This is a genomic window from Streptomyces sp. NPDC053755 (genome assembly GCF_040677675.1).
Taxonomy (GTDB): Bacteria; Actinomycetota; Actinomycetes; order Streptomycetales; family Streptomycetaceae; genus Streptomyces.
Map to the genome: position 1 here is coordinate 38,844 of NZ_JBFASK010000031.1, position 22,940 is coordinate 61,783.

21 protein-coding genes and 1 riboswitch are annotated in these 22,940 nt (G+C 73.6%); of the genes, 3 read left to right on the forward strand and 18 right to left on the reverse strand.

Annotated elements, in window-relative coordinates:
• Positions 1–42: 42 nt before the first annotated feature.
• Positions 43–1,968, forward strand: coding sequence for a heavy metal translocating P-type ATPase (locus tag AB0K65_RS25510; protein ID WP_365720327.1), 1,926 nt, complete (start codon positions 43–45; stop codon positions 1,966–1,968).
• Between the two features lie 57 nt (positions 1,969–2,025).
• Here AB0K65_RS25510 and AB0K65_RS25515 read toward each other — a convergent pair whose 3' ends face one another.
• The 10 genes from AB0K65_RS25515 to AB0K65_RS25560 all read right to left on the reverse strand — a co-directional run bounded on the left by AB0K65_RS25515 (position 2,026) and on the right by AB0K65_RS25560 (position 13,781).
• Positions 2,026–2,559 (reverse strand): helix-turn-helix transcriptional regulator, encoded by a 534-nt coding sequence (locus AB0K65_RS25515; protein WP_365720328.1) that lies wholly within the window; start codon positions 2,557–2,559, stop codon positions 2,026–2,028.
• 76 nt (positions 2,560–2,635) lie between these two features.
• Positions 2,636–4,660, reverse strand: coding sequence for an NADPH-dependent 2,4-dienoyl-CoA reductase (locus AB0K65_RS25520; RefSeq protein WP_365720330.1), 2,025 nt, complete (start codon positions 4,658–4,660; stop codon positions 2,636–2,638).
• Positions 4,661–5,082: 422 nt separating this feature from the next.
• Positions 5,083–5,928, reverse strand: a complete 846-nt coding sequence (locus tag AB0K65_RS25525; RefSeq protein ID WP_365720332.1) for an ATP-binding cassette domain-containing protein — start codon at positions 5,926–5,928, stop codon at positions 5,083–5,085.
• The gene (cbiQ, locus tag AB0K65_RS25530) at positions 5,925–6,674 is read right to left on the reverse strand and encodes a cobalt ECF transporter T component CbiQ (protein ID WP_365720335.1); all 750 of its coding nucleotides are present in this window, start codon (positions 6,672–6,674) and stop codon (positions 5,925–5,927) included. Before cbiQ ends, AB0K65_RS25525 begins: the two co-directional genes overlap by 4 nt.
• Before the next feature lie 6 nt (positions 6,675–6,680).
• The gene (locus AB0K65_RS25535; RefSeq protein WP_365720337.1) at positions 6,681–7,022 is read right to left on the reverse strand and encodes an energy-coupling factor ABC transporter substrate-binding protein; all 342 of its coding nucleotides are present in this window, start codon (positions 7,020–7,022) and stop codon (positions 6,681–6,683) included.
• Complete coding sequence (locus tag AB0K65_RS25540) at positions 7,022–7,720, reverse strand: energy-coupling factor ABC transporter permease (protein ID WP_365720339.1); 699 nt, start codon at positions 7,718–7,720, stop codon at positions 7,022–7,024. Before AB0K65_RS25540 ends, AB0K65_RS25535 begins: the two co-directional genes overlap by 1 nt.
• Positions 7,721–7,748: 28 nt before the next feature.
• A riboswitch (cobalamin riboswitch) is annotated at positions 7,749–7,989 on the reverse strand.
• A 43-nt stretch (positions 7,990–8,032) separates the two neighbouring features.
• On the reverse strand, positions 8,033–8,440 hold the full coding sequence (locus AB0K65_RS25545) for a PTS fructose transporter subunit IIA (RefSeq protein ID WP_365720341.1): 408 nt from the start codon (positions 8,438–8,440) through the stop codon (positions 8,033–8,035).
• Positions 8,437–9,012 (reverse strand): dihydroxyacetone kinase subunit DhaL, encoded by a 576-nt coding sequence (gene dhaL / locus AB0K65_RS25550; RefSeq protein WP_365720393.1) that lies wholly within the window; start codon positions 9,010–9,012, stop codon positions 8,437–8,439. Before dhaL ends, AB0K65_RS25545 begins: the two co-directional genes overlap by 4 nt.
• 161 nt (positions 9,013–9,173) lie before the next feature.
• A complete protein-coding gene (gene dhaK, locus AB0K65_RS25555) occupies positions 9,174–10,166 on the reverse strand; it encodes a dihydroxyacetone kinase subunit DhaK (protein WP_365720343.1) in 993 nt (330 codons plus the stop codon).
• A gap of 285 nt (positions 10,167–10,451) precedes the next feature.
• Entirely contained in the window at positions 10,452–13,781 is a 3,330-nt protein-coding gene (locus AB0K65_RS25560; RefSeq protein WP_365720345.1) for an ALF repeat-containing protein, read from the reverse strand.
• Positions 13,782–14,447: 666 nt separating this feature from the next.
• Between AB0K65_RS25560 and AB0K65_RS25565 the strand changes: the two genes are divergently transcribed.
• Positions 14,448–14,969: a hypothetical protein gene (locus AB0K65_RS25565; RefSeq protein WP_365720347.1), complete on the forward strand. Its 522-nt coding sequence runs from the start codon at positions 14,448–14,450 to the stop codon at positions 14,967–14,969.
• Between the two features lie 214 nt (positions 14,970–15,183).
• Entirely contained in the window at positions 15,184–17,016 is a 1,833-nt protein-coding gene (locus AB0K65_RS25570) for a trypsin-like serine protease (RefSeq protein ID WP_365720349.1), read from the forward strand.
• Between the two features lie 150 nt (positions 17,017–17,166).
• Here AB0K65_RS25570 and AB0K65_RS25575 read toward each other — a convergent pair whose 3' ends face one another.
• The 8 genes from AB0K65_RS25575 to AB0K65_RS25610 all read right to left on the reverse strand — a co-directional run bounded on the left by AB0K65_RS25575 (position 17,167) and on the right by AB0K65_RS25610 (position 22,671).
• Entirely contained in the window at positions 17,167–18,516 is a 1,350-nt protein-coding gene (locus tag AB0K65_RS25575) for a DUF6545 domain-containing protein (RefSeq protein WP_365720351.1), read from the reverse strand.
• On the reverse strand, positions 18,513–19,025 hold the full coding sequence (locus AB0K65_RS25580) for a toxin-antitoxin system, toxin component (RefSeq protein WP_365720353.1): 513 nt from the start codon (positions 19,023–19,025) through the stop codon (positions 18,513–18,515). Before AB0K65_RS25580 ends, AB0K65_RS25575 begins: the two co-directional genes overlap by 4 nt.
• A 124-nt stretch (positions 19,026–19,149) precedes the next feature.
• On the reverse strand, positions 19,150–19,875 hold the full coding sequence (locus AB0K65_RS25585) for a hypothetical protein (protein WP_365720355.1): 726 nt from the start codon (positions 19,873–19,875) through the stop codon (positions 19,150–19,152).
• 117 nt (positions 19,876–19,992) lie between these two features.
• The gene (locus AB0K65_RS25590) at positions 19,993–20,355 is read right to left on the reverse strand and encodes a DUF952 domain-containing protein (protein WP_365720357.1); all 363 of its coding nucleotides are present in this window, start codon (positions 20,353–20,355) and stop codon (positions 19,993–19,995) included.
• Positions 20,356–20,464: 109 nt separating this feature from the next.
• Positions 20,465–20,935, reverse strand: a complete 471-nt coding sequence (locus AB0K65_RS25595; RefSeq protein WP_365720359.1) for a pyridoxamine 5'-phosphate oxidase family protein — start codon at positions 20,933–20,935, stop codon at positions 20,465–20,467.
• 95 nt (positions 20,936–21,030) lie between these two features.
• Positions 21,031–21,666: a glyoxalase gene (locus tag AB0K65_RS25600; RefSeq protein ID WP_365720361.1), complete on the reverse strand. Its 636-nt coding sequence runs from the start codon at positions 21,664–21,666 to the stop codon at positions 21,031–21,033.
• Positions 21,667–21,671: 5 nt separating this feature from the next.
• On the reverse strand, positions 21,672–22,157 hold the full coding sequence (locus tag AB0K65_RS25605) for an AraC family transcriptional regulator (RefSeq protein ID WP_365720363.1): 486 nt from the start codon (positions 22,155–22,157) through the stop codon (positions 21,672–21,674).
• A gap of 103 nt (positions 22,158–22,260) precedes the next feature.
• Positions 22,261–22,671 carry a VOC family protein gene (locus AB0K65_RS25610; RefSeq protein ID WP_365720365.1) on the reverse strand — a complete coding sequence of 137 codons (411 nt, stop codon included), beginning with the start codon at positions 22,669–22,671 and terminating at the stop codon, positions 22,261–22,263.
• Between the last annotated feature and the right edge of the window lie 269 nt (positions 22,672–22,940).

Here is a 22,940-nt window from a genome sequence, read left to right on the forward strand (position 1 = left end):
CTCGTCCCCGCACCCCCGTGCCGTCCGAAGAGGTGGACTCCCATGGCTTCCCCGGTGCTCGACAGCCCGGCCGCCCAGGCCGCGCCGGCCCCGCCGGCCCGCAGGACCCGTGTGACCGACCTGCCCGAGGTCCGCTGGGCGGCGCTCTCCGCCCTCGCCTTCCTCTGCGCGCTGCCGCTCGACCTGGCCGGTGCCCCGGCCTGGGCCTGGGGACCGCTCTACGCCGTCTGCTACGCCGCCGGGGGTTGGGAGCCGGGCTGGGCGGGGCTGCGGGCGCTGCGCGAGCGCTCCCTGGACGTCGACCTGCTCATGGTCGTCGCGGCCCTCGGCGCCGCGGCGATCGGCCAGTACCTCGACGGCGGACTGCTGATCGTCATCTTCGCCTGCTCCGGCGCCCTGGAGGCGCTCGCCACCCGACGCACCGCCGACTCCGTACGGGGCCTGCTCGACCTCGCCCCCGAGAAGGCCGTCCGGCTCACCGGCGGCGGGCCCGACGGCCGCGCCGCGACCGAGGAGCCGGTGGACGTGGCCGAGCTGCGGATCGGTGACACCGTGCTCGTACGGCCGGGGGAGCGGCTGCCCGCCGACGGGACGGTGCTCCACGGCGTGAGCGACGTCGACCAGGCCACCATCACCGGCGAGTCGCTGCCCGCCGCCAAGATTCCCGGCGACGAGGTCTTCGCCGGCACTTTGAACGGCACGGGCGCCCTGCGCGTGCGCGTCGACAGGGACGCGCGGGACTCCGTCATCGCCCGCATCGTCGCCCTCGTCGCCGAGGCCAGCGCCACCAAGGCGCCCACCCAGCTGTTCATCGAGAAGGTCGAACAGCGCTACTCGGTCGGCGTCGTGGTGGCCACCCTCGCGCTCTTCGCCGTCCCGCTCGCCTTCGGGGCCGACGTCACCACCACCCTGCTGCGTGCCATGACCTTCATGATCGTGGCATCGCCCTGCGCGGTCGTCCTCGCCACCATGCCGCCGCTCCTCTCCGCCATCGCCACCGCCGGACGCCACGGCGTCCTCGTCAAGTCCGCGGTGGTCATGGAACGCCTCGGCGCCGTCGACCGGGTCGCCCTCGACAAGACGGGCACGCTGACCGAGGGCGCGCCCCGCCTCCTCGACGTGCGGGGCGACGAGAGCGCGCTGGCGTGGGCCGCGGCGGCCGAACTGCCCAGCGAACACCCCCTGGCGCGCGCCGTGGTGGCCGCGGCGCGCGAACGCGGCCTGCGGATCCCCGCGGCGAGCGACTTCGCCTCCGTACCGGGGGAGGGCGTGCGGGCGACGGTGGAAGGCCGCGAGGTGAGGGTCCGCCGGGCCGCGGGCGCGCACACCGACACGGCGGTCGAGGTCGTGGCCGACGGGAGGCCGGTCGCGGTCCTCACCTTCGCCGACCGGATCCGCGACGGCGCCCCGGAGGCGGTCGCCGCCCTGACCCGGCTCACCGGCACCGCCCCCACCCTTCTGACCGGCGACAACGCGGGCGCCGCCGCCCGGGTCGCCGAAGGGACCGGCATCACGGACGTGCGTTCCGGGCTGCTGCCCGCGGACAAGGTGGCGGCCGTGCGCGCCTGGGAGCGGGCCGGGGCCACGGTGCTCGTCGTCGGGGACGGCGTCAACGACGCCCCGGCCCTGGCCGCCGCGCACACCGGCATCGCCATGGGCCGGGCCGGTTCGGATCTGGCCCTGGAGACCGCCGACGCCGTCGTCGTACGCGACGAACTGGCCACCGTCCCCGCCGTTGTGGCCCTGTCCCGCCGCGCCCGCCGGCTGGTCGTCCAGAACCTGGTGATCGCCGGCACCTGCATCGGCGCCCTGGTGGTCTGGGACCTGGCGGGCCACCTGCCGCTGCCGCTCGGCGTGGCGGGCCACGAGGGCTCCACGGTCCTGGTCGGGCTCAACGGGCTGCGGCTGCTGCGCGACGCGGCCTGGCGCAGGGCCACGGAGGAGGGGAGCACCGGGCGTTCGCGGTGAGGCGGAGGGCGGAGGGGGGAACGCCGTCCGCTCCCGTGCCCGGCGCCGTCCTGCGTGCTACCGCTCCAGCTCCGCCAGGGCGTGGGTCAGCCACTCCACCCAGAACCGCTCCAGATCGATCCCGCCGCGCAGCACGAGGTGCCGCAGCCGGTCGGGCTCGCTCTCCCGGCGCGCCGGCGGGAAGTCGCGCGCCTCGATGTCGAGGTACTCCTCCAACTGGCCTCGGTGCAGGTCGAGATGGCGACTCAGCTCGTCGGCCATCCCGGGGGCCCCGACGACCGCGGCGGCCCGCATCCGCAGCAGCAGCGCGGAGCGCAGGGGTTTGGGGTCCTCGGTCCTGGCCACCCAGTCGGTCAGCTCGGCGCGGCCCGCGGGCAGGACCTCGTACTCCTTCTTCTGCCCGCGGGCCGGAGACCGGGCGGGCAGGGCACGGATGTGCCCCGCCTGCTCCAGCTTGCCCAGCTCGCGGTAGATCTGCTGATGCGTGGCCGACCAGAAATAGCCGATCGACTTGTCGAAGCGGCGCGTCAGCTCGAGGCCGGAGGACGGCTTCTCGAGCAGCGCGGTCAGGATCGCGTGCGGCAGGGACATGCGCGCAATGTTAGGGAGGGCCCGGAAGGTGTCGGCGCCCGCCCGGAGGGCGTTGCCGACACGAGCCGGATGCGGGTCACAGAGCCGCCGCCAGGCGGGTGCCCTGGTCGATCGCGCGCTTGGCGTCCAGCTCGGCGGCGACGTCGGCGCCGCCGATGAGGTGCGCGGTACGGCCCGCGGCGATCAGCTCCTCGTACAGGCCGCGGCGCGGCTCCTGCCCGGTGCACAGGACGATCGTGTCGACGGGGACGGTCCGCGGCTCGCCGTCGACGGTGAGGTGGAGGCCCTCGTCGTCGATCCGCTCGTACGAGGCGCCGGCGACCATGGTCACGCCCCGGTGCTTCATCTCGGCGCGGTGGATCCAGCCCGTCGTCTTGCCCAGGCCGGCGCCGACCTTGGTCGACTTGCGCTGGAGCAGGTGCACCTGGCGCGGGGGCCGGGGGCGCTCGGGAGCGCGCAGCCCGCCACGGTCCGCGTAGCCGGTGTCGACGCCCCACTGGCGGAAGTACGTCTCCGCGTCCTGGCTCGCGCCCTCGCCCCCGTCGGTGAGGAACTCCGCGACGTCGAAGCCGATTCCGCCGGCGCCGATGATCGCGACCCGCTCGCCGACGGGCGCGCCGTCGCGCAGGACGTCGAGGTAGCTGACGACGCTGGGGTGGTCGATGCCCGGGATCTCGGGGGTGCGCGGGGTGACGCCGGTGGCGACGACCACCTCGTCGTACGCGGCGAGGAGGTCGGGCGTGGCCGTGGTGTCCAGCCTGACGTCGACGCCCCGGGCGTCGAGCTGGACGCGGAAGTAGCGGAGCGTCTCGTTGAACTCCTCCTTGCCCGGCACTCGCTTGGCGACGTTCAGCTGACCGCCGATCTCGGCGGCGCTGTCGAACAGGGTGACCGTGTGTCCCCGCTCGGCGGCCGAGACCGCGCAGGCGAGCCCGGCGGGCCCCGCGCCGACGACGGCGATCCGCTTGGCCCGGCGGGTGGGGGAGAGGACCAGTTCGGTCTCGTGGCAGGCGCGCGGGTTCACCAGGCAGGAGGTGATCTTGAGGCTGAACGTGTGGTCGAGGCAGGCCTGGTTGCAGCCGATGCAGGTGTTGATCGTGTCGGCGCGGTCGGCCGCGGCCTTGGCGACGAAGTCGGGGTCCGCGAGGAACGGCCGGGCCATGGAGACGATGTCCGCGCGTCCCTCGGCGAGGATCTGCTCGGCTACCTCGGGGGTGTTGATGCGGTTGCTGGTGACGAGGGGGATGCTCACCGCCCCCATCAGCTTCTTGGTGACCCAGGTGTAGGCGCCGCGGGGCACGGAGGTGGCGATGGTGGGGATGCGGGCCTCGTGCCAGCCGATGCCCGTGTTGATGATGGTGGCGCCGGCCGCCTCGATCTCCTTGGCGAGCGCGACGACCTCCTCCAGCGTCGAGCCGCCGGGGACGAGGTCGAGCATCGAGAGCCGGTAGACGAGGATGAAGTCCTCGCCGACGCGCTCGCGGATGCGTCGGACGATCTCCAGGGGGAAGCGGACCCGGTTCTCGTAAGGGCCGCCCCACCGGTCGGTGCGCCGGTTGGTGGCGGCCGCGATGAACTCGTTGATGAGGTAGCCCTCGGAGCCCATGACCTCGACGCCGTCGTATCCGGCGGCCTTGGCCAGCTCGGCGCAGCGGGCGTAGTCCTCGATCGTCTGCTCGACCTCGGCATCGGTCAGCTCGTTCGGTACGAAGGGGCTGATCGGCGCCTGGATCGGGCTGGGCGCGACGAGGGCGGGGTGGTAGGCGTACCGCCCGAAGTGCAGGATCTGCATCGCGATCCTGCCGCCGGCCTCGTGCACGGCGTCGGTGATGAGCCGGTGCTCGGCGACCTCCTCGTCGGTGCTGAGCTTGGCGCCGCCGTCCCAGGGGCGACCGGCCTCGTTCGGGGCGATGCCGCCGGTCACGATGAGGCCGACTCCGCCGCGGGCACGCTCGGCGTAGAAGGCGGCCATCCGCGCGAAGCCGTTCTCGGTCTCCTCGAGCCCGACGTGCATGGACCCCATGAGCACCCGGTTGGGAAGGGTGGTGAAGCCGAGGTCGAGCGGGCTCAGCAGGTGCGGGTACGGGGTGGTCGGGGCCATCGGGGCGCCTCCTCGCGCAGGATCGTCACGCCCTGTTGTAGACGACCCGAGGCGACTTGTGCAACAAGTTGCATAACGGTGGGGGCGTGATCTGCGCTACGTCCGGGCACGGACCCGGCCCGCCCCACGGACTGGGGGAGCCGACCCGCCCCGCCCCCACGAACGGACGGAGTCCACCCGCCCCGCCCCACGGACGGATGGCCCGCGGGCGGGTCCCCCAGCGACGGACGGGGGCCGGTGCGGGCCGGCCGCGGGCGGAAGGGCTCCGGGTCCCCACCGCCAGGGGTGGACGGACACGACCCCGTGCCGGCCGCCGCACACGGGCGGCGGGCGGGGTGGGACCCGTACCGGTCCCCCCGCCCGCTGAGGCGCTCGGACGGGCGCCCGTCCCGCTCAGCCCCGGCTCGGTCGGCGTCCGCCCGCTACGGCCTGCCCGCCCCCGCCCAGGCGTCCAGCTCCTCCGCCGTGCGGGGACCGTCGGCGTCGGCGGACAGCAGGCCGTGGGCGCGCAGCAGCCGGGCGACGGCCATGCCCCACGGCCGGCGGAGCCGTGCCGAGGAGAGCAGCGCGTCGTCCGCGAGGAGGTCGGTCACCGGCCCGGTCCGCAGGCCGTCCGGGGCGAGGACCGCCGCCTCGTCCGCCCAGCGCAGGGCCAGATCCACGTCATGGGTCGCCATGACCACCGTCGTCCCCGCGTCCCGCAGCCGCACCAGCACGTCGAGCAGCCGCTCCTGACCGTGCGGATCAAGCCCGGCCGTCGGCTCGTCCATGATCAGCACGCGCGGACGCATCGCCACCGCTCCCGCGATCGCCGCCCGCTTGCGCTGCCCGTACGACAGCAGATGCGTCGGCCGGTCCTCCAGGGCCGCGATGTCCAGCGCCTCCAGGGCCTCGCGCACCCGGAGCCGTACCTCCTCCTCCGGCAGCCCCAGGTTCATCGGCCCGAACGACACGTCCTGACCCACCGAGGCCGCGAACAGCTGGTCGTCCGGGTCCTGCACGACCAGCTGGACCGTCGTCCGCAGCCGGGTCAGCCCCTTGCGGTCGTACGACACCTCCTCGCCGTCCAGCCGCAGGGCGCCGCTCGCGCACCGCAGACCACCGCTGAGCAGGCGCAGCAGCGTCGTCTTGCCGCTGCCGTTCCTGCCGAGCAGGGCCAGCGACCGCCCCTCCGGCACGGCGAAGTCGATCCCGTCGAGGACCGCGGGCCCGTCCTCGTAGGCGAAGCCCGCCCTCACCAGCTCCACGACAGGGGAACGAAGACTCACGGCAGGGACCTTTCCAGTACGAGGGTGAGCGCGACGAGACCGACGAGCAGCCCGGCCGTAGCCGCCAGGAAGCGGCGCGAGACGGGGGCGGCGGGCACCAGGACCCGCAGGGTCCCGTCGTACCCGCGCCCCGCCAGCCCGGTCTGCAGGCGCTGCGCCCGGTCGAAGCTGCGCACGAACGCCGTCGCCCCGAGTCCGGCGAGCGAGCGCCAGGTCGCCGCCCGCGTGGTCAGCCCCAGTCGGGCCGTCTGCGCCTGGCGGATCTTCGCCATCGCGTCGAGGAGCAGGAAGCTGATCCGGTACATCACCAGGGCGACGTCCACGACGGGGGCCGGCACCCCCGCCCGGACCAGCCGGGGAAGCACGTCCGAGACGGGCGTGGTGAACGCGAACAGCAGCACCCCCAGGGAGGCGGCCGCGGTCCGCAGCAGCAGCTCGCCCGCGTGCGCGGGACCGTCCGGTGCCAGGGCGACGACACCGCGCGGACCGCCCACCTCGAACAGCAGCGGAACCGCGCCCGTCACGCAGAAGCCCAGCGGAACGCGGAACGCCCGCCACAGCCGGCGTCCCGGGACACCGGCCGGACCGAGGAGCACCGAGAGGGTGGCCGCGGCGACGAGCACGGCCCCCGGCCACGGCGGCAGGCACACCGCGCACAGCGTCAGGCCGAAACCCAGAGCCGCCTTCTCGCACGGATGACGGCGGCGCCAGCGACTGCTGTGCGCCGCCGCGTCGATCGGCAGCATCCGCGCCTACTCGTCGCCGGACGGCGTCGCCGGCGGCTTGGCCCCGGCCCGGGCCTCGCCCTGCCTGCGGCCCTTGCGCAGCCCGAAGTAGTAGGCGAGGACACCGGCGCCGAGGGCGGCCTGGAGCGAGAACAGCGCCGACTCGATCTCGCCGGACGGGGGCTCGTAGAGCGGGCTGAACCACGGCTCGTAGTCGGGAGCGATCTCCGTGATCGCCGCCTCCGCCTCGCCGTCGGCCCCGGCGAAGGGCTCCTCCTTGTGGTCCCCGAGCCCCAGCACCAGCGGGAGCACGGCCAGGGCGGCCACGACGAGCAGCAGCAGCGTGTTGATCTTCGCGTTACGGCTCATCACGCGCTCGCCTCCGCCTTCTCGGTCTTCCGGTCGCCCGGGAGCAGCACCCCGAGCCGGGTCAGGTCGCTCTTGCTCGACTGCGTCAGCAGCCGCATCACGAGCACCGTCAGCAGGCCCTCGCTGACCGCCAGCGGCAACTGCGTGACGGCGAAGATGGAGCCGAACTTGGCGAGCGCGCCCACGACGCCGCTTCCCGGGTCCGGGAAGGCCAGCGCGAGCTGCACGCTGGTAACGCAGTACGTGGACAGGTCGGCGACGAACGCTCCGAAGAAGACGCTCACCATCAGCGGCACGTCGAACCGCCGCAGCAGCCGGTACACCCCGTACCCGGCCCAGGGTCCGACGATCGCCATCGAGAAGACGTTGGCGCCGAGCGTGGTGAGCCCGCCGTGCGCGAGCAGCAGGGCCTGGAACAGCAGGGTGATCGTGCCGAGGACCGCCATCACCGGCGGCCGGAACAGGATCGCCCCCAGCCCCGTGCCGGTGGGGTGGGAGCAACTCCCCGTCACCGAGGGGAGCTTGAGAGCGGACAGAACGAAGGTGAACGCACCGGACGCACCCAGCAGCAGGGTGGACTCGGGATTGGCCTTGACCTCGCGGGTCAGGGCACGGACGCCGTGGACGACGAAGGGGGCGGACGCGACGCCCCAGGCGGCCGCGTGCACGGGGGGTAGATAGCCCTCGGCTATATGCATGATCGGGAGACCCTCTCCAGCACCTCGTGGATGGACAACGCACCTTGGCCGGTCTCCTGGCTGACGGGTCATGCCGTCGCGGCTCCGCCTTCCCACACCGCAACGGTCTCCCGCGGTGGTGCAGTGGCTCCCCTGAAGGGTCTTGCCCCCCAGAGGGTGGAGCCGGACTTCCCGATCACAGTGGCGAGGGCCGCACCGGTACCGCACCGGTTTCCCGTACACCAAGGCGCTGTGACATTAGTGGGTTGACCAGGCGCATCACAACACGGAGGCCCGTGCGGACGGTGTGTGACGAGTCTCTCGCGCCCTCTCTCACTCCTTTCGGTACGTGTACGCCTCCGCGGCCGCCGCCTCCACGGCGGCCAGATCCCCGCCGGCCGTGGCCGTGACGAGCGCGGCGATCGCCCCCTCGACGAAGGGCGCGTCCACGAGCCGCGCCCCCTCCGGAAGTTCGTCGCCGTCGGCGAGGAGCGCCTTGACGGTCAGCACGGCGCTGCCCAGGTCGACCAGCAGGGCGACACCGGCGCCCTGGTCGACCGCCTTCGCGGCCTCGGCGATCAGCGCGGAGCTGGTGCCGAGACCGCCGTCCGGGGTCCCTCCTGCGGGCAGGATCGGCGCGGTGGCGCCGCCACCGGAGAGTCCCCTGGCGAGTTCGGCGACGGCCGAGGCCACGGCGGCGCTGTGCGAGACGAGGACGATGCCGACCCGGCCGCCGGTCACGGGGCCACCTCCGCGAGGGCGGCGACCAGCAGCGCGGACGAGGCGGCACCCGGGTCCTGGTGCCCGATCGAGCGCTCGCCCAGATAGCCGGCGCGGCCTTTGCGCGCCCGGAGGGGCACGGTGGCCAGCGCGCCCTCCTCGGCCGCCGTCCGGGCCGCCTCGAAGGACTCGCGCAGGGCCTCGGCCGCCGGGACGAGCGCGTCCAGCATCGTCTTGTCGCCGACGTGCGCCCCACCGAGCTGCGCGACGGCGGCGACCCCGGCCGCCAGCGCTTCGGCGAACGCCTCGCGCGTCACGGTCGGGGCCTCGCCGAGCGCCTTGCCGGTACGGCGCAGGAGCGTCCCGTACAGCGGCCCCGAGGCGCCGCCGACGGTGGAGATCAGCTGTCGCCCCGCGGTGGTGAGCACGCCTCCCGGCGTCGCGGGGGGTTCCTTCTCCAGGAGGTCCGTCACGGCGGCGAAACCCCGCCTGAGGTTGGCTCCGTGGTCGGCGTCGCCGATCGCGGAGTCGAGATCGGTCAGTCGGTCCGCCTCCCGGTCGACGGCGGCCGCGGCGATCGCCAGCCACTGCAGGAAGAACGCGGCGTCGAGCGCGTCGGCCCCGTGGGCCGCCGGCGGTCGGGCGGCGTCGGCCGACGCGCGTGCCGCGGCGGCGCTGCCGGGGCCGGTCGGTGCGTTCGGTACGGGTCCAGCGGTCGGCTCGGTCGGTCCGGTCACTTCGGGCACTCTCCTTCTCACCGGCCCCAGCGCAGGGCAGCCGTCCGCACGGGCGCGTCCCACAGGCGTAGCAGTTCCTCGTCGGCCTCGCAGAGCGTCACCGAGCAGCCGGCCATGTCGAGGGAGGTCACGTAGTTCCCGACGAGGGTCCGGGCGACCGGGATCCGGCGCTCGCCGAGCACCCGCTGCACCTCGGCGTTGAACCCGTACAGCTCGAGCAGCGGCGTGGCCCCCATGCCGTTGACCAGCGCGAGGACGGGACCCGACGGCCGCAGGTCGTCCAGTACGGCATCGACGGCGAAGTCCGCGATCTCCCGCGAGGTCATCATCGCGCGCCGCTCCCGCCCCGGCTCGCCGTGGATGCCGATCCCCAACTCCAGCTCGCCCTGCGGCAGGTCGAAGGTGGGGCTGCCCTTCGCGGGTGTCGTGCAGGAGCTCAGCGCCACGCCGAAGGAGCGCGACCGCCCGTTCACCCGCCGGGCGAGGGCCTCGACGCGCTCCAGCGGAGCGCCCTCCTCGGCGGCGGCTCCCGCGATCTTCTCCACGAAGAGCGTCGCACCCGTCCCGCGCCGCCCGGCGGTGGAGAGGCCGTCCGTCACGGCCACGTCGTCGTCGACCAGGACCCGGGCGACCTGGATGCCCTCGTCCTCGGCGAGCTCGGCGGCCATCTCGAAGTTGAGCACGTCCCCGGTGTAGTTCTTGACGACGAACAGCACCCCCGCCCCGCTGTCCACCGCGGCGGCGGCCCGCACCATCTGGTCCGGCACGGGTGACGTGAAGACCTCGCCCGGGCACGCCGCCGCCAGCATCCCCGGCCCCACGAAACCCGCGTGCAACGGCTCGTGCCCGGACCCGCCCCCGGACACCAGGGCGACCTGCCCGGCGACCGGCGCGTCCCGCCGCAGGACCACACGGTTCTCGACGTCCACGACGAGCTCGGGATGCGCGGCCGCCATGCCCCGCAGCGCGTCGGCGACCACGGTCTCCGGGACGTTGATCAGCATTCTCATGGCTCTCTCCTGGCAGCGCTCGACGGTGCGGTTCCGGCTGTGTCCTTCCCCCGTCACCCTTCCCCAGGCGCGCGGCCCCCATCACCTGCCGTACCGCCTCGTGCCTGCCTCCGAGGCCCGTCGCCGCACCACCCCGGGGGACGACCCGCGTCCCGTCTCCCGTGACCGGGCGCGGTGCCGTGTCCTTCCCGGAAACCGGGTGCCGGGCATGCCGGAAAGGCGCCTGACCCGGGCACGTGCCGGATCAGGCGCCTTCCGCGCGAGCCGCCGCCCGCGCTCGGAGCGTCAGTGCTTCTTCTTCTTGCCGCTCAGCCAGCTGACGATCGGCGACACCGCCTCCTGCGCCACCTGGGAGACCTCGTGGAGCGCGTGGGCGCCCTTCTTGGAGAGGTGCGCGGCGCCGTGGATCCACCGGGACTGGCCGAGCATCAGGGCGCTCAGACCCGCGATCGCGGCCTGCTTCTTGAACTCCTTGCTCTTCCAGCCGTAGCCGACCCCGTAGAAGACCGCGCTGGTCACGTCGAGGATGGCGGCGCCGACACCGATCCCGAAGCCCGCGGCCACGATGAGCGCGCCGGCCGGAGGGTGGAAGAGGCCGACGCCGATACCGATGAGCCCCACGCCGACGCCCGCGAAGCCGGCGACCACGGCGGCCGAGTGGGTGTACTCGGCCCACCACTTCGCGCTGCCCAACTCCGGTTCGCTCTTGACGGAGTCGTAGTCGGCGACGTTGCACTGGTTGACCCCGGCCTGCTTGGCCGCCTGGGCCTCGACGGCGGCCTCCCGGGCCCTCGCGGCGACCTCGGCCTTTCGCTTCTCGCCCTCGATCTGCCAGGCCTGGCTCGCGGCCGTCGCCGCGGCCTCGGCGTTCTGGTTGGCCTGCCACTCCGAGGCACGGGCGCGGGCGGCCGAGGCCTGAGCGGAGTTGGCGGACGCGATCGCGCTGCGGGCCGAGGCGAGCGCACGGCTGGCCGCGAAGTTCGCCGAGCGTGCGGCGATGCGCGCGTTGGAGGCCGCGTACCTGGCCTTGTCGGCGGAGGCCTGCGCCTCCTTCGCGGACTGCTCGGCGTTGTTCGCCAGTACGTTCGCCTGCTGCGCCGCGGTAGCCGCCTGCGCCGCAGACTGCTGGGCCCTGTCGGCCCACTGCAACGCCTCGGCGGCCGCGTTTCGGGCCTTGGCCGCCGCCTCCTGGGCACGGGCGGCGTCCTCCTGCGCCTTGTGCGCGATCTTGGCCGCCGCGGCGATCGCGCCCTGCATGGCGGCGATGTGCGAGGAGGAGTCGTGATCGAGCTCGGCGGAGTCGTACTGCGCCGTGGCGACGAAGTTGCGACGCATCCACGCCGGGCCCTCCATCGCGACCTGGGCATGGGCCTTGGTGTAGTTCCCACCGGTGTGCAGGAGGGTGGAGGTGGCCACCGCGTCGTCCTCGCGCAGCGCCTTCTCGAGCTCCACGGCGAGGAAGTCGTACAGCGCCTGCGCGGTCCCGGCGTCCAGCGCCGCGTGCGCCGCCGCCGTCACCGCGCGCCCGGGATTCTCGGCCAGGACGCGGTTGACCGCGACGCGGTTGTCCGTCGCGGCGGCCTGCATCGCTCCGGTGGCGAGGAACGTCGCCACGGCATCCGGGTCGGTGCTCTCCAGCGCCGCGGTCGCGGCGAAGGCGACCGCCGGGGGAGAGGTCCTGGCGATGTAGAGGGTGGTCTCCCGGTCGTCCTGCCGCTGAGCGATCCGGCGGTCGACCTCGATCCACGCGTGCACCTCGGAGTCCGTGCCCGCCAGGGCGAACCGGGCGGCCTCCTGGGACCAGCTGCCCTTGGACTCCATCAGGGCGAGGGCGGCCTTGCGCCCGAGCGCGGCGGCGCCGGTGGCGTCCCCGGCCTTCAGCGCGGCCTCGGCCTGGGCGACGAGGTCCTTCGTGGCCTGGACGGTCTGCTCCGCCTGGGTCCGCTTCCGCTCCGTCTCGGCCCTCTCCTCGGCCTCGATCTGCGCGAGAAGGCGGACCTCCTCGATCGCGCGCTGCATGTCCTCGTCCAGCCGCTGCCACTCGGCCTCGCGCGCGGCCTTCTCCACCTCGACCGCCTTGACGACCGCTTCGGTGGCGTTGTTCGCGGCCGTGGTGGCCTCGTTGGCGAACTGCGTGGACTTGTTGGCGTAGTCCACGGCCTGGCCCGCGTACTGCACGGCCCACTCGGCGGCGTCCGCGGCCTTCTCGGCATGCGCGGCCGCGCTGTTGGCGGCGTCGCGCGCGGTCCGGGCGGCCGCCGCCGACGCGTTGGCCAGAGCCTGCGCCGTGCCGGCGGCGTTGGTGGCGATCGTGGCGTTCGTGGAGGCGATCTGCGCCTGCCGCTTGGCCTCCGCGGCCTGCGACTGGGCGGCGCCCGACGCCGCGGCGGCATCCGTCGAGGCCTTGGCGGCGGCCGCGGCGTTCCGTGCCGCGGACGCGGCGGCGGCCCCCGCTCCCGCAGAGGCCCGCGAGGCGTTGGCGGCGTGGTCGGCGGCCGCGGCCGCGTCGCGCGCCCTGGCCGCGGCGTTCCGGGCGGCGACGGCGGCTTCCTTGGCCCAGCCCGACTGGGTCGCGTCCCTGGAAGCGGCGATGGCGGCCTGGTAGGCGCGGGCGGCGGCGGATCCCGCGTTGGCGGCGGCCTGACTCGCGGCCGCGGCGGCGTACGAGGCGCGGCGCGACGCCTGGACGGCGGCGTGCGAGGCGTTGATCGCGACTCGGGCGGCGTCGGCCGCTCCCCTGGCCGCGTCCCCGGCCCTGCGCGCCGCCTTGCCGGCCTTGGCGACGTCGTCCTGCGCCTGCTGGGCCTCGGAGGCCGCCTTCTCGGCGGCCTCCCGGGCCTTGCTCGCGGCTTCGACGGCACGTGCGGAGGCCTCCTCGGCCTCCTTCGTCTTCGCGTCGGCCTTGTTGCCCTCGCGGGTGACGACGGCGACGAGCTCCTCGATCGTCGCGCGTTCCTGGTCACGGGCACGGGCGATGTGCTGCCCGGTCTCGAGGAACCACTCGACGTCGGACTCGGTGCCGGACAGCGCGCGGTCGGCGTACTTCTGCACCTCCGGACCCGCCTGCACCAGCATCCGGGAGACCTCGACGCGCATGTCCTGCAGCCGCGCGCTGTACTGGCCCTCCGTCAGGAACTTCTCGAGGGCCGCCTGGGAGCCGTCGTTCAGGGCGGCGTCGCCCGCGCGGTTCACTCCCTTGCCGCCCCGGCCCATCACCGTGGCGGTGGCCACCCTGAGGTCTTCCATGATGGCGGCTCTGAAGCCGCCCGCGAGATACGCGGAGATGGCGGCGTCGCCGCCGTTGATCGCCGCCGTGGCCTCTCGCCTGGTGCCCTTGCCACCCACCGCGAGGCCGCTCATGACGGTCGCGCGGTTATCCTCGGCGGTCTCGATGGCGAGCCTGACGTTCAGGAAGTTCTGTACGTCGGCGTCGGAGCCGGTCAGCGCCGCGGCGGCGGCGGCACGTACGGCCTGGCCGCCGAGCATCCACTCCTTGACGACCTTCGCCCGGTCGGTGTCCGGCAGCAGGAACGGGTCGCCGTCGTCGTCGCCGACGGGCGGCGTATCGGCCCACGCGGCCACGGGATTGAGGACGAGGCTGGACGTGGTGACCACGGCAGTCGTGGCCGCAATGGCGCCGAGAACGCGCCGTCTACTCCAATAGGTGGTGTCCAAAACGGTCCTTCGCTTTCGACGCCTGGCACGCCCGCAAAACAGTGCGGCCCGAGCCAGGACAGCAAGTGTGAATCGCGTTCTTATTCGTCGGGCCATGGCAGACATGCAAGACCCGAGGGGCGCGCGGCATGACCTTACGTGGCACGCGCGGCAATGACCAGACGCTAGTTGATGAGCAATCAACTTCCGTTTATTACCGGCGCTTGAACAAGCCACCTCATGGCTGAAACATGACTCGCGAATCGGGCGATAAAGCGGCAAGTCGCAGTGAAACGAACGGCGTTACCTCGGGGTGGATGTGAGGCAGGTCACGCGTGGCGGGTTCTCTGATCGCGTCATCGAGGGGCGCGTAACCGCCCTCCTGGCACGCTTCGGCCTCCGCACTTCGCGTGAGCCGGAAGTTCCCGCATTCCATTGACGGCACGTCATGCTTGTTTTCGCGGACTTGATTTGCGGGCCCGGTGTTCGGTTAGGATCCGGCTCGAAGTCGGGGGCTTTACGCCATCGAGATGCCATGGGCGCGTCTCCGGTTGGCTGGACACGAGCCTTCACATCAGTACGGCACACCTCTTCCGGGCAGGACCGGAACCGACGACTGGAACAGGCATGAAGGCACTCAGAACACTCGTCCGCACAGTGGCCGTGGCCACCGCCGCGGGCGCCCTGGCTTGGCTGGCGACCGCCGGCGGACCCACCGCGAACGCGGACGCCACGGACGCCGTCGCGATGAAGGCCGTCGCCGAGGAAGGCCCGGGCTACGCCGTCGAGGACTTCGGCTACCCGAACGCCGACAAGATCCTTGCCGAGAAGAACATCGTCCTGAAGCGCGGCGACGGTCACATCCTCCTCGCCGAGTGCGGCAGCGCCGCCGACCTGCTGGAGGTCTGGACGCGGCAGGACGAGGAGCGGTTCTGCTTCAAGGTCACGGGCACCCGGGGCTACCTCGCCCTGGAGCTCCCGTCCGTCTACTCGATCAAGGGCAACACCTACTCCACGGAAGTCGACATGACCGTCGGCGACGAGGAGAAGTCCTTCGACATCAGGAAGAACACCTGGACCCCGGTCGGTGAGAGCGTCGACCCGCAGGCCCGCGACTTCATGCTCATGGAGATCCGCACCACCAAGTAGGCGTCGACACCGCCCAGAAGGCGACCCGCGCCCGGAGGACGGCGACACGCCGATGCCGCCGCGGAACCGGCCGCCGGCCCCGCCGCGGAACCGGCCGCCGGCCCCGCCGCGGGACAGGACCGCCGGACCGGCCGCCGAGCCGGCCCGCCCGCCCCCGGCCCGGACGCGAGACGTCCCCGCCCCACAGCTCCCAGCCCTGCTTCCAGGAAGTGACATGAAGCGTCAGCACACCGCAAGACCCTCCATACGCGCCGCCCTCGGCGCGGCCCTCCTCTCCGCCCCCCTCGCGGTCACCGGCCTCGCCGGCACCGCTCAGGCCGCCGTCGGCGCCCCCGCCACCGCCGCCACGCTCGCGCACACCGTCCAGCTGACGGTCGGCGAGTGGCCCGACAACCGCGGCTGCACCGCGACCCTGGTGGACGAGCTCTGGCTGGCCACCGCCGCCAGCTGCTTCGCCGAACAGCCCGGCGAGGCCGTGCCCGCCGGAAAGCCCGCCCGCCCGACCACCGCCACCCTCGGCGGCGCCACGGTCCGCACCGTCGTCGAGCTGGCCCCGCGTACGGACCGGGACCTGGTCCTGGCCCGTCTGGACCGCTCGGTGCGGGACATCGCGCCGGTGAAGCTCGCCACGGCCGCTCCCGCCGCCGGGACCGCCCTGACGGCCTCCGGCTTCGGCCGCACCAAGACCGAGTGGGTCCCGGACAAGCTCCACACCGGCGCCTTCACCGTCACCAACGTCACCGCCGGCGACCTCGCCCTCGACTCCGCCAACGGCACCGACGTCCTGTGCAAGGGCGACACCGGCGGCCCGGTGCTCGACGCGGCCGGCAGGCTGGTCGCCGTCAACAGCCGTTCGTGGCAGGGCGGCTGCTTCGCCGCGCCGGCCACGGAGACCCGCAAGGGGGCCGTCGCCGCCCGCGCCGACGACCTCGCCTCGTGGATCGGGTCCGTCAAGCAGCGCCCCGTCGTCCTCAAGGCAGGCGACACGCTGCGGTCCGGTGAGACGATCTCGACGACGAACGCCAAGCTCGTCATGCAGTCCAACGGCGACCTGGTCCTCTACCACCGCGCCGGAGGCGAGAACCAGGGCGGCGCGCTCTGGATCTCCGGCACCAGCGGCAACCCCGGCGCGTACGCCAAGATGCAGGCCGACGGTAACTTCGTCGTCTACAAGAAGGACGCTCAGGAGACCGACCCCGCCGGCGCGTTGTGGTCGTCCAGGACGAACGGCAACCCCGGCGCGCGGCTGGCGCTGCAGCCCGACGCCAACCTCGTCCTGTCCACCGTCACCACCACGACCGGTGGCACGGGAGTCGTCAAGCTCCTGTGGCAGAGTGACACCTCCCCGCGCGGGGACAAGCTGACCCCCGGCGCCAAGCTGATGCCCGGCTCCTGGCTCACCAACGGCCAGACCGTGCTGATCATGGACATCCAGGGCAACGCCCTCGTCCGCGAGGCGGCCTCCGGCCGCGAGCTGTGGGGGAAGTACAGCTGGAGCTGGTACTCGTACCTGCACATGCAGGACGACGGCAACCTCGTCCTCTACCGTGCCGACGGTGGCCAGGGCCGCGGCGGCGACCTCTGGGTCACCGAGACCTGGAACGGCGCAGGCGCCTACGCCGCCCTCGAGGGAAACTCCCTCGTCGTCCACGCCCAGGACCACGGCACCCGCTGGGCCAGCTCCGTCCTGCGCGGCGCGCAGTCGAACCGCTGCCTGGACTGGAACGGCACCACCGGCGCGATGATCTGGGACTGCTGGGGCGGTGCCAACCAGCAGTGGGACGCCACCGCGGCCAAGGAACTGCGCGTGGGCGGCGACAAGTGCCTCACCGCCGACAAGGGCGCGAACCAGGGTGCCCGCGTCTCGGTCCAGCCGTGTGACGGCAGCGCCGAGCAGAAGTGGAACGTGAACGGCGACGCCACCATCACCGCCCAGCTCAACCCCGGCCAGTGCATGAACGTCTGGGGCCAGGCCACGGCCAACGGCTCCGGTCTCGGCCTGTGGGGTTGCGACGGCGGCGCCAACACCAAGTGGTTCCGTCCCTGACCCTCCACCGAGGGGCGGCCCGGCCGCCGGGCCGCCCCTCAAGCCGGCCCGCGGCCGGCCGGCTCGGTCAGGGCCGGTCCTGACCGAGCCGCGGCCAACCCGGCGGCCGCGGCGGCCCGGGGCCGGAGACGGCCTCGGGCCCGCTGCGCCTCAGCCGGTCACCGGCGTGCCGGGCGGCGGCTCCACGACCTCCCTGCCATCGGGCCCCGCGGGGGAGCGCCCGGGGGAGTGCCGCTCCGGCCCGGCAGCGAAGTCGGCCCGGACGGGAAGCCCTGCCGGCCGGGCCGTCGGCCCGGCCGGCAGGCCCGCCGGATCGCCAAGGGCCCGGGAGATGCCGACCAGGAGGTCATGGTGCTCGGCTTCGGCGGCGCGCAGCGCCCGGATCGCCGCCGCGCCCTGCGCAGGGTCGGCGCGCACGCCACGGGCACGCGCGTCGGTCGCGGCCGTGACCATGGCGGCCAGGCCGGTCGCCACGCTCTCGCTCTCGGTCCGGCCGGCCCGGCGTGCCCGGGCGTAGGCGTGGGCGCGTACCTCCTCGGAGCAGTAGGCCCCGAGCTCCAGCATCCGGTCGTGGATGTCGGTCATCCGGTCCGTGAGCCGCCGACCGGGCCCGGCGTACCACGGAGTGGTGAGCCGCATCCGGCCGTCGCGGTCACAGCCGGCGCGCACGGCCCGACGCAGCGGGCCCAGCGCACGCAGCATGCACAGGGGCCCGAACACGCGGGCGGTGAGCCAGGGGACGACGAGCGGGATCAGGAAGCCGGCGGCGACGAGAACGGTGCCGAGACAGGCGAAGGCCATGCCCACCTGGTTGATCGCCTCCCAGTCGTGGCCCGCCCATGCGCCCGCGACGGCGACGAGCTTCGCGACCCCGTAGGTCACGTTGGTCAGGAAACCCAGGGTCAGGACGGAGAGACCGATGTGCAGCGCCCCTCCCGCCGGTGACTTCCGCTCGGGACACTTCCGGCGGATGTCGCGCGCCCACTTCCGGCACGCGGCGGCGGCCGCGGCGGCCGCGGCGGTGCAGGCGAGCAGGCAGAGCAGTACCATCTCGCGGATGAACGGCGTGTTGGCGTAGTACGTCTCGAAGTCACGCTGCCGTTCGACCGGCGCCTCGCCCAGAGTGAAGCAGACCACCAGCAGGACGGCCACGACGACGTGGCCCCAGATCCAGCGTCTGACCCGGCGGCGCGTGCGGGGCGCGACCCGCGCGTCCTCGCGCCAGTTCTCCATGAGCACGCGGCAGGCGCACGCGTAGGCGGAGAGAAGGCAGTAGACCATCAGCGCCGAGAAGTTGGCGATTCCGGTCACGCGGTTGACGAACACGATGGTGGAAGGTGCGGAGAAGAAGAACGCCGCGGCCTGGAAGAAGATCACCGCGTTGACGCTGCAGACCATGGGGGTGCGCCAACGCCGCACCAGGGACGGCAGTTTGACCAGCAGGACGACGCCCAGCGCGGCGGCCGGCAGGTAGAGGTTCACGCTCTCCTGCGGCGTCATCCTCTGAACGACGCCCAGATACGGCCGGCCACGCCGGCGGACGGCGAGGCGGCGCGCCGGCCCTCCAGGAAGGGCCTGCACCGGTCGGCCAGCATCCGGCCGAACTTCTCGGCACGCCGCTCCTCCTCGTGGTCCGGCTCCGTACGCGCGGCGACATGGGTGACCGCGTCGGCGAGGCTCCACCGGTCCCCCAGCATGCGGGCCGCCGCCTTCGCGCCGGCCCCGCCGCCATGGCCGCAGTGCCCCTCCTTGAGGTGCCACAACTCGTGGCCCAGGATCACGACTTGATGCAGGGGCGAGGTGTTCGCCTCCACGGCGATCAGGTGGTGGTCGCCCAGATCGAGCCAGAGGCCCGTCACCGTGTCCGGCGGGAACTCCTCCAGCATGAGGCGGACTTCCCGGCCGCTGCTCTTCGCCGCACCCCCGCAGATGGCCTTCATCAACTCCACCGGTTCATGTGGAACCGGCTGCGGCAGACCCGCGATCAGCTCGTCACGATGCCGCTTCATCTCGCGCGAGACCCCCACGACCTGCCACCCGTCCTTCGTACCGGATGCACAGCCCCCCATGCATCGCCCGTTGCGCGTTACCGCTGGTGGGGCGCGGTTTGAGCCCGACGCGACCACCCGAGGGTCATTGTGCCCCACTGGCTTCGAGAGCCGCACGCGCCTCCCGGGCACGCTCCTCGCGGGAGCGCCGGGCGACGGATTCGATGAGGGCGATCAAGGGCTGGGCGGTGTCGTCCGGCACGTCGGCGAGGGCGCGTGCGGCGTACCCGACCACACCGAGCGAGGGATCGACCTCCCCGGCCGATCCGGCGTTCCTCAGCCGTCGCAGGTCCTGGTCCTGGCGCTCCACGGTCCGCTCCAGCAGGTCCTTGTGGATCTGCTGGAGGACCCGGTCCAGCGCCTCGGCGGGCTCGGCGACCAGGAACTCGATCTTCTCTCCGAAGAATCCGGCGATGCCCGCCGCGTGATCGAGGTTGGGCGCCCGGCCCGTCTTGATCATCTTGTCGAGCCACTGCGCGCTGGTCCCCGCGCCGACCGCGATCTCGGCCAGCGTGTACGGCCGCCGGCTGCCGTCCGCCGCCGCGCGCAGCCGCGTCGCGCGCAGGAAGAGGATCCGCTCGACCACGCGCCGGTGACGCTCCTCGACCACGTCCCCGGCCTGCCGGGGCACGGGGTGCGGCTCGCCGCGCAGCATCTCCCGTACCTCCTGCGCCGGGACGCCGGAGGCGTGGGAGAGTCCGCCCTCGCCCTCGACCCGCAGCACGTCCTCGCGGTTCAATCCCATGCGGTCGAGCAGCGAGTCGATACGACGCACCGTACCCACCAGGTCACGAGCCGGCCCATCACTCACGCGAACTCCAACGGTTGTCGTACGAGGCGGTCCCAGGCTAGCAACCGCCGCTGATCCGCGATCAACGCTCGGCCCCGCTTTCGGAGGTACACGGCAGGACCGGACGTGCGGGGACGGTCAGCCGGACTGCTCCGTGCCGGTGGCCCGGCCGTCGTCGTCCCAGGTGACGCGCAGGACGCCGACGACGGCCCGGCGGTCGAGGGGCCCGAACACGTGGGGGAAACGTGTGCCTTCGGCGACGCCCGGCGGTGGGGCCGGAATCGCTTCCTCCCACTCCGTCCTGGCGATCAGGCGGCTCTCGTCGAGGACGAGCACGAGGAGGGGCCGCGCGGCGGTCCGGTAGAAGGCGTTGACGACGGCGAGGGTGGTCGACTCGTCGGGTGAACAGTGGACGAAGCCCTCCTCGGCGAGGGAGGCGGGGGCGTAGGGCTCGTCCGGGGACGCCGTCCAGTCGCCGGCGGTGACCACGTGGTAGATCATGGTCCGGTTATATCGCAGGGTGTGTCGCGGGCGGCGAGGGCTCCCGGTCCGGCCGTTCGGGCCGGCGGCCCCGGCGCGGCCGCCTCCGCAGGGTCGGGGCGGAAGGGCCTCAGCCGAGCCAGCGGCCGTCGCGCATGAGGTGGCGCCCCCGCAGCTCGTTCGCCTCGCGCCAGGCTTGGACCCGGCGCGGCCGGATCAGGAAGTACTGGTAGGGCTCGTCCAGTTCGCGCGGGTCGAAGCCGGTCTTGGCCTCGAAGGCGTCACCCGTGCCCGGGGCGAGGTCGGCGAGGTCCACCGGTTCGGCCGTGCCGTCCACGACGACGACATCGCGCGTCGGGCCGAGGGCGAGCCGCACCCGGCCGTCCGCCAGGAGATTGCGGCCGGTGACGGAGGAGCGGGGGGTCGAGACGAGGAACGCGGTCCCGTCCCAGAGGAAGGACAGCGGGACGAGATGGGCTCCCGCCGAACCGGTCGGGCCGGCGTGGCCCGCGGTCGCGACCCAGACGTCGATGTCGTCCTCCAGGCGCGCACGGGTGTCCCGCAGCCGCTCGTCGATCCCTCGTGGTGGCGCGCTCGTCATCGTCTTCCTCCGGTCACGTCGTTCCTCAGGCGGCTTCGCCGCTCGATGCGGTGTGATCCCCGGGGCCCCGCCGCGGTGGGGGCGCCCGGGCTCGGTCAGGGCGTGGGGGTCAGCGAGGCGGCCTCCCAGAGGAACCCGTCGGGGTCGCCGAAGGGCCCGGGGACGTCCCCGCCGGCGCCGAGCACGAGCCGGTGCGAGCCGGTGCCGTCGGCGGGGACGCCGACGTCCTTGGCCAGGGCGCGGCGGCCGTACAGCGCGAGCTTCACGGGGCCGGGCCCCGCCTCGAACTCGACGTACTTGCGGCCGAAGCTCCTGGCGACGCCGAGGCCGCGCCCGACGTAGAACTGCTTGGTGGCGATCACGTCCGCGGCTCCCAGCAGGAGCACGACGTCGTCGATCCGCCGCGTGGCCGGGCCCGTGTCCTTCCTCGCCGACGTGGCGATCTTCCAGATGGTCCCGTCGGGGGCCCGTACGACACCGCCGAAGCCCCAGAACGACTTCGCGGCGGGCTTCAGCGACGTGGCCCCGGCGTCGAGCGCGGCGTCGACCAGGTTCCTGACGGTGCCCGGCTGGGACACCGTGAGCGCGAGGGCGAAGCCGCGGAATCCGGTCGTCGGGGTTTCACAGGCGCGCAGCCGCAGCCACGTGTCCAGGCCGAAGGCGGCGGTGTAGAAGCGGTCGGCGGCCGTGGGGTCGGCCACCTCGAGGGTGACGGATGCGAGGGAGTTCATGTCCGTCACGCTAGTCTCGGCGCGGTCGCCGGGGCTTCTCGATTCCTGACCGGTCTCGGCACCCGTGGCGGCGCCTCGCCCGGCCCGGCCGGCGCGGAGGCGCCCGACGCGCTCGTCGCGCTCGTCGCGGGGCCCGGGCCGGCGCTCGGCGGCACGCCGACCAGCTCGGTGAAGCGGGCGCGGAAGATGCCCGGCGACGGGCAGCCGACGGCGGAGCGGACCTCGGGGACGGTGAGGCCGCCACCCCGCAGCAGAGCGGCCGCGCGCTCGATACGACGCTTCGTCAGATACCCGTACGGGGAGTCGCCGTAGGCCAGCCGGAACTGCCGGGCGAGCTGTCCGGCCGGCATGCCTATGTCGCGGCCGAGAGCCTCCACGTCCAGCGGCCGCGCGTACTCCCGGTCGATCCGGTCGCGTACGCGGCGCAGTCGCGCGAGGCCGCTCAGATGGTGCGCGGCGACGAGCGCGCGCGCCCAAGCGGGATGACACATGAGGGTGATCTCCTATCGTCCGTGCGCGGGTCCAGGCGCGCCGGGCGCCTCACGGGTGGGTCGGCCCGCCCGGCGGCCGGCGGGGCCGGTCACACCCGACGGCTCAGCGCAGCTCCTGGATGCGGATCAGGTTGCCCGCCGGGTCGCGGAAGGCGCAGTCACGGATGCCGTACGGCTGCTCGGTCGGCTCCTGGACGACCTCGGCGTCACGGGCCTGCACCTTCTCGAAGGTGCCGTCGAGGTCGGGGGTGGCCAGCAGGATCCATCCGTAGGTCCCCTTCGCCATCATCTCGACGATCGTGCGGCGCTCGGCCTCGGTGATCCCGGGGTCCGCGGCAGGGGGCGCCAGGAGGATGGACGTCTCGGGCCGGCCGGCGGGGCCGACCGTGATCCAGCGCATCCTGCCCTGGCCGACGTCGCTGCGGACTTCGAAGCCGAGGGCGTCGCGGTAGAAGGCCAGGGAGGCGTCCGGGTCGTCGTGCGGGAGGACGGTCGTGTGAATGGTGAGGTCCATGGCCGTCACGTTAGACGCGGGTCGGTGACCGGCGCTTCTCGATTCCCGACCGGCACGCCGTCTCGCGTGCCGGGCGACGCGTACCCGCCCCCGGCCCCGCCACGCCGCGCGTTCCCGGACCCGCCCCGCCGCGCGCTCCGGGCCGTGCCCCGTCCGGCCGAGCGGGGGGACCTCAGCCGTGTCGAAACGTCACCCCATATGGGGATTCACCCGTACGCGCATGTGCCGCGCGGGCGCGGCAGGGGCGTTTGTCGTAGAAGTGGTGAGTC

What these genes read in the sequence shown, in the direction of transcription:
- AB0K65_RS25510 (WP_365720327.1), top strand. Translation starts at nt 43, where the DNA reads ATGGCTTCCCCGGTGCTCGACAGCCCGGCCGCCCAGGCCGCGCCGGCC.
- AB0K65_RS25580 (WP_365720353.1), bottom strand. Translation starts at nt 19,025, where the DNA reads ATGAAGCGGCATCGTGACGAGCTGATCGCGGGTCTGCCGCAGCCGGTT.
- AB0K65_RS25565 (WP_365720347.1), top strand. Translation starts at nt 14,448, where the DNA reads ATGAAGGCACTCAGAACACTCGTCCGCACAGTGGCCGTGGCCACCGCC.
- AB0K65_RS25590 (WP_365720357.1), bottom strand. Translation starts at nt 20,355, where the DNA reads ATGATCTACCACGTGGTCACCGCCGGCGACTGGACGGCGTCCCCGGAC.
- dhaK (WP_365720343.1), bottom strand. Translation starts at nt 10,166, where the DNA reads ATGAGAATGCTGATCAACGTCCCGGAGACCGTGGTCGCCGACGCGCTG.
- AB0K65_RS25515 (WP_365720328.1), bottom strand. Translation starts at nt 2,559, where the DNA reads ATGTCCCTGCCGCACGCGATCCTGACCGCGCTGCTCGAGAAGCCGTCC.
- AB0K65_RS25605 (WP_365720363.1), bottom strand. Translation starts at nt 22,157, where the DNA reads ATGTGTCATCCCGCTTGGGCGCGCGCGCTCGTCGCCGCGCACCATCTG.
- AB0K65_RS25575 (WP_365720351.1), bottom strand. Translation starts at nt 18,516, where the DNA reads ATGACGCCGCAGGAGAGCGTGAACCTCTACCTGCCGGCCGCCGCGCTG.
- AB0K65_RS25535 (WP_365720337.1), bottom strand. Translation starts at nt 7,022, where the DNA reads ATGAGCCGTAACGCGAAGATCAACACGCTGCTGCTGCTCGTCGTGGCC.
- AB0K65_RS25540 (WP_365720339.1), bottom strand. Translation starts at nt 7,720, where the DNA reads ATGCATATAGCCGAGGGCTATCTACCCCCCGTGCACGCGGCCGCCTGG.
- AB0K65_RS25520 (WP_365720330.1), bottom strand. Translation starts at nt 4,660, where the DNA reads ATGGCCCCGACCACCCCGTACCCGCACCTGCTGAGCCCGCTCGACCTC.
- cbiQ (WP_365720335.1), bottom strand. Translation starts at nt 6,674, where the DNA reads ATGCTGCCGATCGACGCGGCGGCGCACAGCAGTCGCTGGCGCCGCCGT.
- AB0K65_RS25570 (WP_365720349.1), top strand. Translation starts at nt 15,184, where the DNA reads ATGAAGCGTCAGCACACCGCAAGACCCTCCATACGCGCCGCCCTCGGC.
- AB0K65_RS25610 (WP_365720365.1), bottom strand. Translation starts at nt 22,671, where the DNA reads ATGGACCTCACCATTCACACGACCGTCCTCCCGCACGACGACCCGGAC.
- AB0K65_RS25595 (WP_365720359.1), bottom strand. Translation starts at nt 20,935, where the DNA reads ATGACGAGCGCGCCACCACGAGGGATCGACGAGCGGCTGCGGGACACC.
- AB0K65_RS25600 (WP_365720361.1), bottom strand. Translation starts at nt 21,666, where the DNA reads ATGAACTCCCTCGCATCCGTCACCCTCGAGGTGGCCGACCCCACGGCC.